The organism is Staphylococcus sp. HMSC059F04 (assembly GCF_001812565.1).
GTDB classification, from domain to species: Bacteria; Bacillota; Bacilli; order Staphylococcales; family Staphylococcaceae; genus Staphylococcus; species Staphylococcus lugdunensis.
The window spans coordinates 231494-245537 of sequence record NZ_KV809468.1; the positions used below are offsets into that span (position 1 = coordinate 231494).

Consider the following 14044-nt stretch of genomic DNA (forward strand, 5'->3'; position numbering starts at 1 on the left):
ACTACGAATTCATAATGAATGCTGTCCCGCTCCCAATACACATTAATGGCCTTTATGTTTTTCTTTTGCTTTAATTCTTTTGACTCTTCTTTTATAGGCTTTTTCAGCTTCTTTATCTGCTTTGTAACGTTGTTTACGGCGCTTTTTCTTCCGTTGTTGTTCTTCTTTTAATGCCATTTGTGCTTTTGTTAAATCTTTAGGATGTTTTTGTTCTTTAGCCACACGACGTTGTAATCGTTTAGGATTAAGGTGTTTCTTTGGCGGTTTGCTATTTATTTCAACCTCCGCATCATCTAAACAAGCTAATAAATGATTGGTAATAAATTGCAATACTACTTCGTCATCTGGCTCTACACCGAACGTGTATTTTATAAATTTCACCTTTTGACCTTTACGGTATTCAACCAAACCTATAAAAAACTGACCATCATGTAATATAGATAGCTCCATGCTACCCCTCCTCTAATTTTTAGCAATTAGAAATGATGGACGACCTGAGGAGGAAGGTTACTGACAAAGCTAAACTTTGCATTGGGACTACCAACCCAATTGTGTTTTTACATTTCTGGTTACAATATAACGTAACTTAGGGTGTTAATAAAGAGTAGAATAATGATTCATGCATCACTTAATCCAAAATATCGCTTTATATTGCTTAAACATTTTACTATACTTATAACGTATTACTGTCAAAAAACGAAACTTCTTAGGAGTGAAACATGTGAATATTATTGTCTATTGTGGTGCGAGTGAAGGCCACAACGGTATTTATAAAGAAGGCGCAATTCAGCTAGGTCAATGGATTGCTGAACAAAACCATACGCTTATCTTTGGCGGTGGCAATGCAGGTTTAATGGGAGCGATTGCAAATAGCGTCATACAACATGGTGGTAAAACAATTGGTGTCATGCCCACATTTCTGCAACAAAGAGAATTAGCCCATAATGGCTTAGATGAATTAATCATTGTAAATTCAATGTCTGAACGTAAAGAAAAAATCTTATCTCTTGGTGATGTATGCATTGCACTTCCTGGAGGTCCGGGAACACTTGAAGAGATTTCCGAAGTTGTGTCATGGTCAAGAATTGGACAAAACCAAAACCCTTGTATTTTTTATAACATTAATAATTACTACGACCATATTCAACACTTTTACGATCATATGGTTACTGAAGGCTTCTTGAGTCAAACAGATCGCCAACATATGCTATTCTCAGATAATATTAATGAAATGGAACAATTTATTCAATGTTATCAAGCGCCAGAAATTAGAACTTATAAATGAAATAATTAAGCCGTATGAAAATCAAGATACCTTGAAATATCATACGGCTATTATCATCTTAGTGGTGTTGAAATGAATTCTATTTATTTGTGCTAGGACCACCATAGCTTTTGCTATTTCTAAATCACTTCGTACTTTTATTAATGCTATGATTCACGAAATAACTGTGGATATTTATGCTTTAGCTGCTTCAAAAGTTGTTTCATTGTGGCATTGTTTACTTCTTTAAATTGTATATTCGGACTAAGATTGGGATCTTTGTCATTATGATCTTTCGGCGCAAAGCCACTAGATAACCTCGTATCATCTTGTTTCTGAAATTGATATTTATATACTTTACCATTATCTGCGATTAAATATTTGGTTATGGGATATGACATATCTGCAACATTTGCATAACCCTCTACATTAGATAAGTTTTGGGCACGAGAATCTATTCCAGTTTGCTTATGTGCTGATTTATACGTTACAAATCCTGCAAGCGTATGGAGTTTAAATGCCTTGGGTCCGGGTTTGTTTTGATTGCTCACTTGTAGCTGACCATCTGCGGTTAAGGCGTACCAATCACCAGTCGATATCTCTCCACTACCAAAATAGCGATTGGTAACGGCCCGCTTATGCTGTTCACCTTGTTTATTCGCCCACTTAAGCACATCTTTTTTTAACTGTTGTCGCTCTTTATCATGATGCTCAACATGTGGTGTGCCAGAAGCTTCTGTTTGCTTATCGCCATGACTATCACATGCCGTCAATACCATGCAAACTGTTAGTAATACTGCCATGTATCTTTTGCCTGTCATCAAAGTTTAACACTCCATTCTTGCTAACCCTGTTAAAAATACAGTCACATCGTCCATTATCTCAACTTATGATTTAGTTCATAAGAATAGCTGTTTATCGTTTATTTTTATCTTTCTTAATTCCAAACTCATCTATTAATTTAATATCTCTTGGTTCACCTTTACTAATATCACCGTATAATTGATATATTTTAACTTTTAACTTATTGCCTGAAACTTCATACACTGAAAAGTTTTGTGCTGAAGAATCTCTATTGTTTGCATGTTTATTTTTAAATGCAGATGTCTTTTGTGGTTGCTTTCCTACAGCAAACAAACTGTTATAATGATCCAGTTGACGTTGCGTTAATCCTTTAAGTTCTGGTCTTACTTTTTTGATGTGTTTTAATGAACGATCATAAATATCGTCATAGGCCTTTGTACCACCTGTATTTGGTAAGACGTACACTGATCCTTTAGGATTGTCATAGTATTCAACATGATCATCGCCTAATATTTGCTTGGCATCTTCTTTTCTAGCATTAACAAAACTGTTTTTAGTTGAGGTATGTCTAAGTGAATGCGTGCGTGCAAGCACGTGATCATGACCTTGCAATACCAAATCAACGTCTAAATCGTCAATTTCTTTTGTCAGTTCGTTGCGAACTTTTTGAATGTCTTCATCTGATAAAGCGTGATAAGATTTAGAATACATTGGTTTATGCAAGTTTAAAATAATCCAATTAGCACCTTTTTTGCGGGCTTGTTTAATATCATTTTTAATCCATGCCATTTGTTGTTTACCAATTGCTTTTTCGTCTGGATTATCTTTTGACTTCTTATTGTCATTTGTATTTGCTACAACCATATGTGCACCATTATAGTCAAATGAATAATAAGAACCACCATTAACCGCATTATTTGCTTTTGGCACATTGACGTGTTGATTAAATTGTCCTAATAGTTTTGGATCATCTTCATTAAACGCATGTTCATCATGATTCCCAGCTGTAGCAGCTACAGGTAAAGACATAAATGACGGTCTTGATTGATCATATAAATCTGCCCACTCATCTTCAATTTCGCTTGTCTCTACGAAGTCCCCCGTATGCAATGCAAAATTAGGATTGCCTGCCGTTTGAATTGCTTGATTTAATGTGTCAGCTCCAAATTGTGCCTCATTTCTAACATGTTCATTCCAAAACGCATTTTGTGTGTCTGTGTATTGAACAAACTTAAAGGCATCCCCTTTGTTACCTGATGTTTGAAATTGCCCAACAGTACTTTGACCACCTTGCAAACTGCCCACTTTATAGTAATATTTTGTATTTGGTTTTAAGCCCGTTGCTTTTGCTTTATATGTATATTCTGTTTGTGATGTTAACGTAGCTTCACCATGTTCATTACCACTTGTCCATTCTGGGCCATGTGCGTTTGCATCAGTATAATACCCGTTTACTTTTTCCTTGCCATTTTTATCTTTGATTATGTTGCCTTCATCATCTTTTTGTACATCTTTAAAAATAAAATGACCACTATCATCACGCTCAAGATATTTTGAGTTCACCTTCTTAGGTTTAGCATTAAATATTTGTGCATCATCAAAACGTCCAGATTCAGAAACCCAAACTTTAGCATCTTTGAACCGATCCGTTGTATACCAACTAAAGCCCATTTCTTTCTGAGTATTGCCATTAAAATTTGTCATAATTCGGTTCGGACTGTTTTTTGTAGGTATTGGCGCAACATGTGGTTTAGTCTGTGTCACTTTAATTTCATTTTGATTTGTAGCTTGATCAGGACCTTGTCCCGCACCACTTGCTTCAGCATTTCCTGGACAATACATAGTCATACTTAAGGCCATAACCATACTAGCCATACCACTTATCCATTTTGATTTTTTTGTTTGCAAATACAACTGTAATTCCTCCCTAAATTAAATTGAATAACATCGCCTTACATATTTAAGATATCAAGACGACTTTAAAAGAATGTAAATCTAGCATGATTATTATATTAAAAAATTAATTAAATTATATACTATTAATATGCAGAATAATCTAATAAATATTAATTATTGTTAGGCCTTTCAGCTATTAATAAAGTATTAGCGGTTTTATGGACACAGTTCATAATAAAAAAGAGCGAGACAGCATTCATAATGAATTCGTAGTCCCGCTCCGGCAAGGTTGACTATGATTGGAAAAAGCTTGGTATCAGCGTATTTTCAATCCAGGTCAACTACTGTCAATATTTAGTTCATAGCTTAAAACATAATGATGTTCTAGCTTATTTATCAAATATAAATATTTTATTATCATCTTTCGTCATGTTCAGTTGGATTAAAGTCTATACTATCAGTAAAATAAATATTTTCTCCTCTTTTTTCTACAAAGGTAAATTCTATATCTTTATAACCAACAGATGAACCCTTGAAATCGCCATCACCTTTCAACAATAACTTAGGTGCTTTATTGGTTGGAATATGATATCTTTTTCTTAACTGTCGCACATTATCATCATCATTAGTTAATTGATATTTTGCTGAATAACTTGGCACATTGGGATTATATGAAAAATCACCATCTCCGTAGTCATTGATATCTTTAAAATTGCCATATTGTACAAAAAATTTAAAGTTTTCTATTTCTTCTTTTAACTTTTTATCATTTATTGGTTTTGTTGGAATGATTTTGTTGTGCTCCATTTTTACTGGATATCTCTTTTCTTTACTCTGTGGTCTTCCTTTTTTGTCTTCACTTATTTCATCTATTTCAAAATATCCATTTGTTTTTCTAGTATTCCTATTTATATATAAAATCATACCTCTTGACTTCAAATTATCTCCTTTTGTTTGAATATTCATTTCAGAGCTAATAATCCACGTTCCTTTATCGTTCTTATCAAATTCTTGGTCTCGGAAGCCCTCTTTATCATAAAAGTCTTCAAGGTTTTTAGTCGGATAAATACTTAACATTTTATTAAAACTACGTTTAATTTGAGCTTCTCTATTATTATCTTTGTTGTTCATGCCACATCCGCCAATAAAAAGCATTAAAATGAGCAAGCATCTAAGCAACTTCTTTGAATGCAACATGTCTTCACATCCCTTATACTTCCATCGATGTCTATTATATTTATTTTATATTATCAAAACATAGAGATGCGAACAACTAAATATTTATATTATAAAATCAGAAGACGTCACTGACATATTTTTCAATTTATAAAGAAAATTTAAAAAAAGAGCTACAACACATGAGTGCTGTAACTCTTAATCCAATATAAATATTTTATTGCTTTTTATTATCATCCAAAACATCTTCATTAATAATTAGAAAGGCCAACACACCGAGAGGAATTCCTAGTACTGGTGTGGCAAAGATACTTGCGACAATAACATAAAAAATAAGTATACCAATATCTTTAGATGTCCACTTTTTATTTACTAAATAATCCCACATTTCTTTTATACTCATTATAAGACCACCTATATTAAATTTACTGCTTATTTATGTATAGACTATCATATAATTTCTATGATATAAATTAGATTCGTGCAAAATTCTTTCTTCACTATTTATCTGTTGATTCATGATAGTCAACCTGACATGTTATTAACATATCATAGGAAACAGTAGTAGTATTAAATTATTGTTTTTTAAACGACATATGCATCAGCTATTTAGAAAATAATAAAATATCGTGCCATATTAGTCTTGAGAATCACCTTGATATTGCTTAAAATAATCTTCATTCAAATGATTGAGTTCAATATTTTCAATTTGAAGTGTGACATGTTCTAAATGATATTTATTTTTAAGTAAATCTGAGACTTTATTAATGGTCGCATATGGAGATTTAATATATTTATCACTTAAAACCACATGTGCACTAAGAGAGCTTTGGTTCGTTGTGATGCTCCACAAATGAAATTCATGTACATCAATAACACCTTCAATACGTTTCATATGATCGATAATTTCGTCTGAACTATATCCTTCTGGAACGCGCTCCATAAGCACTTTCCACGCATTTTTTATAATCTTATAACCACCATTAAATATGATAAGTGAAATAATGATACTAATGATTGGGTCGATGATTTCCCAACCTGTAAAATGAATTAATACTACAGCCACAATAACACCAAGAGAATTTAACAAATCCCCCATGAAGTGCCATAGCGCACTCTGAATATTGATATTGTCTTCTTTTTTTAAAGATCTAACTAAAATCAACGTTAAAATGATATTAACGAGAAGCCCAAGTGTAGCAATAACAACCATGACCCCACTCTCGACTGGTTCCGGATGAATGATACGCATGACACCCTCATACATAATCCCTAAAGAAATAACAATTAAAGCCAGTCCATTAAGGAAAGCAACAATAATTTCAAGTCTTAAGAAACCATAAGTATAATTTTTTGTGGGCGGTTTACTCGCAAAATAAATCGCAACCATAGATAACCCTAAAGCTAAGACATCACTCAGCATATGAAATGAATCCGAAAGTAACGCCAAAGAATTCGCATAGATACCACCCGCAAATTCAACAATCGTAAAGATGAGCGTTATAACTAATGATAACCATAATGTAAATTTAGAATGATTTTGAAACTTTCTATGTTCAACATGATGAAAATATTTTGTATTATTTGCCATTTTAAATAACCCCTATTTTACTAAATATATTTCTTGTAAATACCCTATTTTTATTATTACATGTTTGTAAAAAAATGTAACATGAATTAGTAATGTTTTTATATTTAGTAAAATAGAAAAATATACGCATAAGCGTTCACATTTTCAAAGTTCTTTTATACAAAAGAAACAGCATGTTCTGTTCTTAACTATGGAAAAGAAGTATTTAAGATACACGTGATATTTCAGTTGGCAATTTCATGAAATAATTATTTCAACATGACTCAATTTATATAAATACATCGAAAATATAACATATATCTATCTCTAATTATTCTTTTTTCTTTCATTATGCTTCTTAATCCCTAAAATCATCGATGGAATGGAAACGACACAGGCTAAACATAAATAAAAAACAATACTCATTAAGGCTGAAAAGCTCATTGAAAGAGGCTCCTTTCTTTAATATTTATTTATGATAAACCGGCATTTAGCTTCTATAAAATATGTAATTTACATCTATAATATACTAAACATTTTGTAGTTTCTCAACGTCCTTAAGTACTCGTACTCTAAATCTATCGAATTATTTGAGCATTGCCATTAGAATTATTGAACTTGCGTCTTACAACATAAATTATCATTCAACGTTAAAATTATTTGTAAATCAGGCAATGGACATCTAGATAGCATAATATATGTTTATTCAATATTTTTTCTATACCATAATTTAATTAATTGTATACTGATGAATTTGTTAATAATACTTTATTTTTATACTAAAAAACTTATAATTTAATTAAAGTACTATAATTAAGGATGATAAATATGAAACATTTACATAAAAACAAATCTTTTTTCAATCTACTTTTAGCAAGAATTTTAATTAATGCTGGAGATAGCCTTTATTATGTAGCAACAACATGGACAGTTTTACAATGGACACATCATTCAGTATTAGTTGGATTAACAAATACATTATTAATGATTCCTATGTGTATTTCTTTTTTGTTTGGGCCTATAGTAGATGCTATTGCTTTAAGAAAGACGCTCATCATAACGCCTATTCTTCAATTTTTAATTTTATTAACTATAACTTTTTTGTATTTTATTGGCATCTTAAATGTTTATCTTTTAATTATTTTAGTGACACTCGCTATGTTTTGTACGCAAATAGGTTATCCAGCACAATCAAAAGCAATTCCTATTTTGGTAAGTAATGATGCGTTAGTTAAAGCAAATTCTGCTATGAGTGTGGCTTATCAAGGTACAGATGTTATCATGAATGCTTTAAGTGGTATTATTGTTGCTACACTCTCTTTCATTCCATTATATTTTGGTAATTCGTTAATATTTTTAATCGCTGCTTTATTTTTTATGTTAATAAAATGGCCTGTAACACAAACAGAATCTATATATAAAGGTAAATATTTAAATAATTTAAAAGAAGGCTTTCAAGAGGTATATCATTTTTTATTACTTTTAATAGCTGTATCAAGTTCCATTCTTAATTTTGGGTTAGGAATTCTTTATACTTGGGTCCCTTTAAAAGCAAATTATCTTGGTGATTCATTTTATTTTGGCTTATTAATGAGCTTACTTTCATTAGGTTTAATTGTTGGTTCATTACTTGCGCCTTATATAAATAATGTAAATATTGGTTATGGTAAAATCTTGATATTTTTATATTTATCCTCGGGTTTACTTTTAATATTTATTAACTATGTTCCTAATATTATTTTTATGATGTTATTTCCAATCTCATTTATCACTATTAGTATAGGTAACGTTTCTCTAGTATCAATCCAACAAAAGGTAACTCCTGAAAAATTATTAGCACGCATTACTACTATAATAACTAGCATATCTGCAATGACTTTACCTTTAGGCAGCTTATCTAGTGGTGTATTAATTAAATATTTAGGTCTTGATTATACGCTTGTTCTTACAGGTCTGATATTTATAATCGGCAGCCTTATATTTTACCTATCTAAACCATATAGATCACTGCCCCAAATAGAAAAAATTGAATATAAACATATTTTTAAAAATCATTAAATATGCTGTAAAAATTAGAATCTTAGTTCGTCGCCAATATCTATATTCTTTATAAAAAATCGTATTCACTTGGGTATTGCCAGTACTTTGTTTCGCAAAAAAGTATCTCATAATTCTGATTCAATAGCTGATTGTAAAAAACAGTTGCAAAACATATAATGGTTGGCTTTAACAATATTAAATAATAAGGGAGCGGGACAGATTTCATAATGAATTCTTAGTCCCGCCCCGGCAAGGTTGACTAGGATTGAAAAAAGCTTGGTATTAGCGTATTTTCAATCCAGTCAACTACTGCCAATATAGAACTCAGAGCCTAAAATATAATTATGTCCCAGACTCTTATTACTTTTCTCTATAAAACTAATATTTGTAATAAATGTGAACTACAGCATTTGAATATTGCTAATCTAAGATAACGGCCTAATATATCATTAGCCTTTAATCTACTACTAGAATTGATAGGTACATCTACAAATTCCACATGTTCATGGTATACGAGTTTTAACCTACCAGTTTCTAGTCAAGTTTCACCATTCTTAACCACAATCTCTTTCGTTGCTATTTCATCGTCAATTACTGATTGAATCAATAAATACAATAACTTTTCACCTTATAAAATAACCTCATGTATAAGGTCATCTTTACGATTTTTTAATGTATTCACTTAAAATTTCAATTATTCTTTTATGAAGGTAATTTAACTTTAAAAATAGCATAAATTAAAAGTATAACTGATAAAAACTTAACTATTCTACATCTTCTAATGGTAAGCTCATACCTTTCCATCCTTCTAATGCTCCAGCTAATTCATAAGCCTCAAAACCATTTCGATATAATTCTAACAACGCTTGCTTACCTAAAATCGTTCCTCCAGTCCAATCATAAACAACATAAATATTATCTTGAGATAACTCGTTTAAACGATTATTTAAGTCTTTAGCTGGTATCTCTAAAGAACCTTTAATTTTATCTTTTTTCACTTCTTTAGGTGCATTTCTTACGTCTAAAACTGTATATTTATTTGTACCTTTTTCCATATCTTCAAGCACAACATGATGATTAATATATAAGCTTAAAAATGTTTCTAAAAATTCAATTTTATTCATTTTCTCCATCCTCTTCTATTTTATTTCTTAATTTATTCATCAAATGAAAAAATGTTTCTTTTTCTTGTTCATCAAAATCACTAAATATATTTGACACAAAGTCATAATTATTAGGTAAAAACTCTTTCAACTTTAAATAACCAATTTCAGTCATTTGTACATAACTGGAACGTTTATCATTTGATAAATTAACCCTTCTAATTAAGCCTTGTTTTTCTAACCCTTTAACTAATCCTGTAATTGTTGATTTTTTATTACCTATTTTCTTAGATAAATCTGATGGCGATAAAGTCATATTTTCTTCATAAGAAAGCAACATTAAAATTGAAAACTTAGCTTCTGACAAATCATATTCTTCTATAAACTTGTCATATTTACTTTTCATAATTTTGTAAGCTTTATTAATTTCAAGATATAACATGACAGAAATAATATCTAAGTTTTCATATTCTTTTTTCAGTCCTTCTAATTTTGTATAAGTCGGACTATCTATCAAATAAAATTCGTTCACGTGAACAACCCTTTCTAATATAGTTAGGCGCCTAACCACTTAAAGCGTAACACATCTTTTTATTTTTGAAAAGTATAAATACATTCAATTAGTTCGTGTCTAGATTAGGTTCAAATTCACTTTTCTTAACCACAAACTTTTTATTACTATTTCATCGTCTATACGCAGTCCTCTTTTCGCAGATTCTTTAAACCATATTACTAAATGTAGTGTTGGTTAATACTCGTAGTCTCAATTAATGTCTGCTTTATTCTATTTATCTAATTTCACAATTTTCGAAGCGTGAGAGAAAAATACGTCACTGAATGTATGACTTAGTATTTCATGTCCCCTAAAAACAAAGGAAATTCCATTTTTCTACTCTTTATATCTAACAGAATGAATTGTTTAAGTAGCTATTTTCAAAAATTAGACATTGTTATTCATAAAGAATAGATAATCATTCAAACATACACATTAATTAGATTTCTATGCTTAATCTACCTAATTTTTTAGTAAAGCATCACAAAAATACTAATTTTGACTATTAACTTTAAATAGTATATTAAATATTCAAAAAGTTCTAATAATGCTATAATAAAAATGATATAGAAAGGAGAAGTTAAAAATGGACAATACTAATAAGAAGCAAAACTGGTTAAAAGTTCTTTGGGTAGGTATTTTAGCCGGTTTACTGTCAGGAATAGTTAAATTAGGTTGGGAAGTTATGTTCCCACCAAGAACACCAGCTAGAGATGCAACAAATCCGCCTCAAGAACTCTTACAGATATTGGGAATACCTTCAAATGTCACACACCTTACATATAGTTTTTCTGAACACGCATTGCCATTTGTAAGCTTTATTGTTCATTATAGTTTTTCAATTGTAATAGCAATTATTTATATTATTTTAGCTAATAAATATTCTAAGATTACTTTGGGATATGGTGCATTATTTGGAATTATAATTTGGATTGCTTTTCACTTGGTTATTATGCCTATCATGCAAGTTGTCCCAAGTCCTTTTGAACAACCATTCACAGAACATATTTCTGAACTATTTGGTCATGTAGTTTGGATGATGGTTATAGAAATGGTCAGACGATATTTTTTTAAGTTAAAAATAATAAATGCTTAATTTAAGTCATACTATTAAAAATCAAAACCACCCGTCAAACGGGTGGTTTGTTTTGCGGCTATAAGCCCGCTATACCGGCTAGCGTCTATAGGCGCTGGCTTTTTCATTTCATTTCCAACCCAAAATGTGATTGTCACTTTAGCTAGCCTATAAAGAGGTTTCTCTTACATTCAATTTACCTAGTGCTTTATCTTGCATTTCTTAGTTTTGAATATATTTTTTATTTCGCATGCTTTACGTGCTCAACAGACTAAAGTCATTAATAAAAATTGGTTCTATAATAAATCACCAGTCCGATTTATTATAGAACCTAAGTAATTTCAGTTGATTGATGGGCCATCTTTATAAATTCTAATAGAATTATATTTTAAAACTACTTAAACAAAGCATGAAACCAGTTGTTCCCTTATATTTGCATAAATCGTAACGATTAGTCACTTGATATTTACCATAACCCACAACCTTTACGTAGTAATTCATCTCTACTTCAACAAAGAACATATCTCAGCGTAAAAACACCACTTAAAATATTGCTTAGTTACAATTTTGACCTATCTATGTTCTTTCTTTATTTGTGATACTGTTTTCGTATTTTTAATAAATTTATTTTCTAATTCTTCTGAATAAGATATATTTCCATTAAATTGAAAATTTTCTGTAGACCTTATACCTACACTAAAAGATAAATTTTTATCTTTATTTATATAACCGCTAATATCATAGCCATCCATTGGATTTTTTTTGAATTCTGTAAATTCAATGTTTTTGAAATCTTTGACATTGTATTTCATATATAAAGTTATTCTTTCTTTTTGTTCATTATAGTACTTTTGTTCTTTTTCTTTTTGTTCATCATATTTCATTTTTAAATAGACGCCTCCTACGATCAATATTATACTAATTAATATAATAACTGTTAAAAATATTTTTTTATTCAAAAAATCAATCCTTATTTAATTTTAAATATTTCGTATCAAATTTATTTCTTTCAACTTTTCTTCTAAATTTTAAAAGTGTTTCTCCAATAACTAATGATTGATACGCTTCATACAAATACTTGATAACTTTCTAAATTAATTTATCCACTCAATTCTAGCTTTTGAGATAATTTCAGCATGCAGTTTTATATTATTAAATTTCCTATTAATCCAATAAAAAATATTGTTGTAATTATCCCTGTTACTAGAGATGACTAATAATAATTCCAATAAATCCCCACAAGCTTAATTTTCTTAAAAGTGATAATACTATTTTTATATCAAAAGAGATAAACGATAGCAAAGATTATTTAAAATGATATAAAAAGAATAGCATTTATAAAGATAATTATGTATTATTTGGTACGTTCTTCAAAGCCTATAGTGAATCTACTATTTTAAGACATTCTCATGCTTCTATGTTAGTCAATCATGGTGTAAGCATTATGATAATAGCACAACGATTAGGTCATGCAGATAGCACTGAAGTATATAATAGATACGGACATTTGTACCTTAGTACACAGAAAGAAATAATTAAATATTTATAACCACTACCTAAAAATGAGGCAGTGGTTTTTTATGCGTTGTGCACTATCTGCGCACTTTTTGTGCACCCAAAAATAAAAAGCCCACAACCACAGTGGTTGCAGGCTATATAATGGAGACGGCGGGATTCGAACCCGCGTCCAGAGGTCCTGATACAAATCTTTCTACGTGTGTAGTCTATATTTCAGTTTCACACAATGAAAGGTCATAGACAACCAACGTTGTGCTAGCTTGATTGGTATTCTTCTAAACAGACTTCAAACGGCAGTGTTTAGCATATCTTATTCAGGTTGAATCGCGTTAACAGCACATAGGAAATGCTGTTAGGCGATGCAGAGTGCGCTTAGGCAGCTACTGCGAAATTATTGTTTGATTTGCCAGTTATTATAAACTGAATGTGTTGATGACGAAGACAACCCTCCGACACGCTTAATAAGCTCGGGGGACCCCTGTCGAATCCAAGAACGTCCCCGTAATGAATAATAAACAAGCATTAATTATCATATCAAAATCAGCCCGATTAAGCAATGACGTTGCTTAATAACGGGCTTTCATCGCACGATCTACATCGCGTTTCATCGCTTTTTCTTTCAACGCTTGACGCTTATCGTATTTTTTCTTACCTCTTGCTACGCCAAGCAGTACTTTACAATGACCGTGTTTTAAATACAGTTTAAGCGGAATGATTGAGTATCCTACTTCTCTTGTACGCTCGCCTAGTTTGATAATTTCTCGTTTATGTAATAAGAGTTTTCTAGAGCGTAATGGATCATGATTAAAGCGATTTCCTTCTTCATATGGTGCGATGTGCATATTGTTTAAATAGATTTCTCCACGTTTTACTTGGGCATAGCTATCTTTTAAGTTAGCACTGCCACGACGTATCGATTTTATTTCGGTTCCTTGTAAGACGATGCCTGCTTCTATGGTATCTTCAATGTTGTAGTCGTGTCGTGCTTTACGATTTTCAGCTAATGTCCCTGGTGATTTCTTTTTAGCCACTGGTTATCACCTCT

The 14044-nt window shown here is 30.9% G+C and carries 13 protein-coding genes, 1 other RNA gene and 1 pseudogene; 4 read left to right on the forward strand and 11 right to left on the reverse strand.

Annotated elements, in window-relative coordinates; all coding sequences use genetic code 11:
* Positions 1-42 precede the first annotated feature (42 nt).
* Positions 43-450: a YjdF family protein gene (locus HMPREF2864_RS06040; protein ID WP_070544950.1), complete on the reverse strand. Its 408-nt coding sequence runs from the start codon at positions 448-450 to the stop codon at positions 43-45.
* A 271-nt stretch (positions 451-721) separates the two neighbouring features.
* Here HMPREF2864_RS06040 and HMPREF2864_RS06045 point away from each other — a divergent pair, with 271 nt between their 5' ends.
* Complete coding sequence (locus tag HMPREF2864_RS06045) at positions 722-1285, forward strand: LOG family protein (protein WP_002493041.1); 564 nt, start codon at positions 722-724, stop codon at positions 1283-1285.
* Between the two features lie 146 nt (positions 1286-1431).
* Here the strand turns inward: HMPREF2864_RS06045 and HMPREF2864_RS06050 are convergent, their stop codons facing one another.
* The 5 genes from HMPREF2864_RS06050 to HMPREF2864_RS06070 form a co-directional block, all read right to left on the reverse strand.
* Entirely contained in the window at positions 1432-2085 is a 654-nt protein-coding gene (locus tag HMPREF2864_RS06050; RefSeq protein WP_002493025.1) for a hypothetical protein, read from the reverse strand.
* A 94-nt stretch (positions 2086-2179) separates the two neighbouring features.
* On the reverse strand, positions 2180-3982 hold the full coding sequence (locus tag HMPREF2864_RS06055) for a purple acid phosphatase family protein (protein ID WP_037543053.1): 1803 nt from the start codon (positions 3980-3982) through the stop codon (positions 2180-2182).
* Positions 3983-4381: 399 nt separating this feature from the next.
* Complete coding sequence (locus HMPREF2864_RS06060) at positions 4382-5161, reverse strand: tandem-type lipoprotein (protein WP_070544951.1); 780 nt, start codon at positions 5159-5161, stop codon at positions 4382-4384.
* 196 nt (positions 5162-5357) lie between these two features.
* Positions 5358-5543: a VraH family peptide resistance protein gene (locus HMPREF2864_RS06065; RefSeq protein ID WP_002459679.1), complete on the reverse strand. Its 186-nt coding sequence runs from the start codon at positions 5541-5543 to the stop codon at positions 5358-5360.
* A 234-nt stretch (positions 5544-5777) separates the two neighbouring features.
* A complete protein-coding gene (locus HMPREF2864_RS06070; RefSeq protein WP_002459680.1) occupies positions 5778-6731 on the reverse strand; it encodes a cation diffusion facilitator family transporter in 954 nt (317 codons plus the stop codon).
* 807 nt (positions 6732-7538) lie between these two features.
* On the opposite strand from HMPREF2864_RS06070, the gene HMPREF2864_RS06075 reads away from it, so the two are divergent.
* Positions 7539-8768, forward strand: coding sequence for an MFS transporter (locus HMPREF2864_RS06075; protein ID WP_070572143.1), 1230 nt, complete (start codon positions 7539-7541; stop codon positions 8766-8768).
* Positions 8769-9514: 746 nt separating this feature from the next.
* Here the strand turns inward: HMPREF2864_RS06075 and HMPREF2864_RS06080 are convergent.
* Positions 9515-9874 (reverse strand): rhodanese-like domain-containing protein, encoded by a 360-nt coding sequence (locus HMPREF2864_RS06080; protein WP_002492756.1) that lies wholly within the window; start codon positions 9872-9874, stop codon positions 9515-9517.
* On the reverse strand, positions 9867-10385 hold the full coding sequence (locus HMPREF2864_RS06085; protein WP_002492753.1) for a MarR family winged helix-turn-helix transcriptional regulator: 519 nt from the start codon (positions 10383-10385) through the stop codon (positions 9867-9869). The genes HMPREF2864_RS06080 and HMPREF2864_RS06085 overlap by 8 nt, the downstream gene beginning before the upstream one ends.
* Positions 10386-10992: 607 nt before the next feature.
* On the opposite strand from HMPREF2864_RS06085, the gene HMPREF2864_RS06090 reads away from it, so the two are divergent.
* Positions 10993-11502 (forward strand): YagU family protein, encoded by a 510-nt coding sequence (locus tag HMPREF2864_RS06090; RefSeq protein ID WP_002459684.1) that lies wholly within the window; start codon positions 10993-10995, stop codon positions 11500-11502.
* A 551-nt stretch (positions 11503-12053) separates the two neighbouring features.
* On the opposite strand, the gene HMPREF2864_RS06095 is transcribed toward HMPREF2864_RS06090, so the two are convergent.
* A complete protein-coding gene (locus HMPREF2864_RS06095) occupies positions 12054-12440 on the reverse strand; it encodes a DUF1433 domain-containing protein (protein WP_172412343.1) in 387 nt (128 codons plus the stop codon).
* Between the two features lie 329 nt (positions 12441-12769).
* Between HMPREF2864_RS06095 and HMPREF2864_RS11890 the strand changes: the two are divergent.
* Positions 12770-13030, forward strand: a pseudogene (locus HMPREF2864_RS11890) (tyrosine-type recombinase/integrase); the annotation flags it as partial.
* A gap of 108 nt (positions 13031-13138) precedes the next feature.
* On the opposite strand, the gene ssrA reads toward HMPREF2864_RS11890, so the two are convergent.
* Positions 13139-13500, reverse strand: a transfer-messenger RNA (tmRNA) gene (gene ssrA / locus HMPREF2864_RS06100).
* Between the two features lie 65 nt (positions 13501-13565).
* On the reverse strand, positions 13566-14030 hold the full coding sequence (gene smpB, locus HMPREF2864_RS06105; RefSeq protein WP_002459686.1) for an SsrA-binding protein SmpB: 465 nt from the start codon (positions 14028-14030) through the stop codon (positions 13566-13568).
* Positions 14031-14044: the final 14 nt, after the last annotated feature.

What these genes read in the sequence shown, in the direction of transcription:
- HMPREF2864_RS06040 (WP_070544950.1), bottom strand. Translation starts at nt 450, where the DNA reads ATGGAGCTATCTATATTACATGATGGTCAGTTTTTTATAGGTTTGGTT.
- HMPREF2864_RS06050 (WP_002493025.1), bottom strand. Translation starts at nt 2,085, where the DNA reads ATGACAGGCAAAAGATACATGGCAGTATTACTAACAGTTTGCATGGTA.
- HMPREF2864_RS06060 (WP_070544951.1), bottom strand. Translation starts at nt 5,161, where the DNA reads ATGTTGCATTCAAAGAAGTTGCTTAGATGCTTGCTCATTTTAATGCTT.
- HMPREF2864_RS06065 (WP_002459679.1), bottom strand. Translation starts at nt 5,543, where the DNA reads ATGAGTATAAAAGAAATGTGGGATTATTTAGTAAATAAAAAGTGGACA.
- HMPREF2864_RS06070 (WP_002459680.1), bottom strand. Translation starts at nt 6,731, where the DNA reads ATGGCAAATAATACAAAATATTTTCATCATGTTGAACATAGAAAGTTT.
- HMPREF2864_RS06075 (WP_070572143.1), top strand. Translation starts at nt 7,539, where the DNA reads ATGAAACATTTACATAAAAACAAATCTTTTTTCAATCTACTTTTAGCA.
- HMPREF2864_RS06080 (WP_002492756.1), bottom strand. Translation starts at nt 9,874, where the DNA reads ATGAATAAAATTGAATTTTTAGAAACATTTTTAAGCTTATATATTAAT.
- HMPREF2864_RS06090 (WP_002459684.1), top strand. Translation starts at nt 10,993, where the DNA reads ATGGACAATACTAATAAGAAGCAAAACTGGTTAAAAGTTCTTTGGGTA.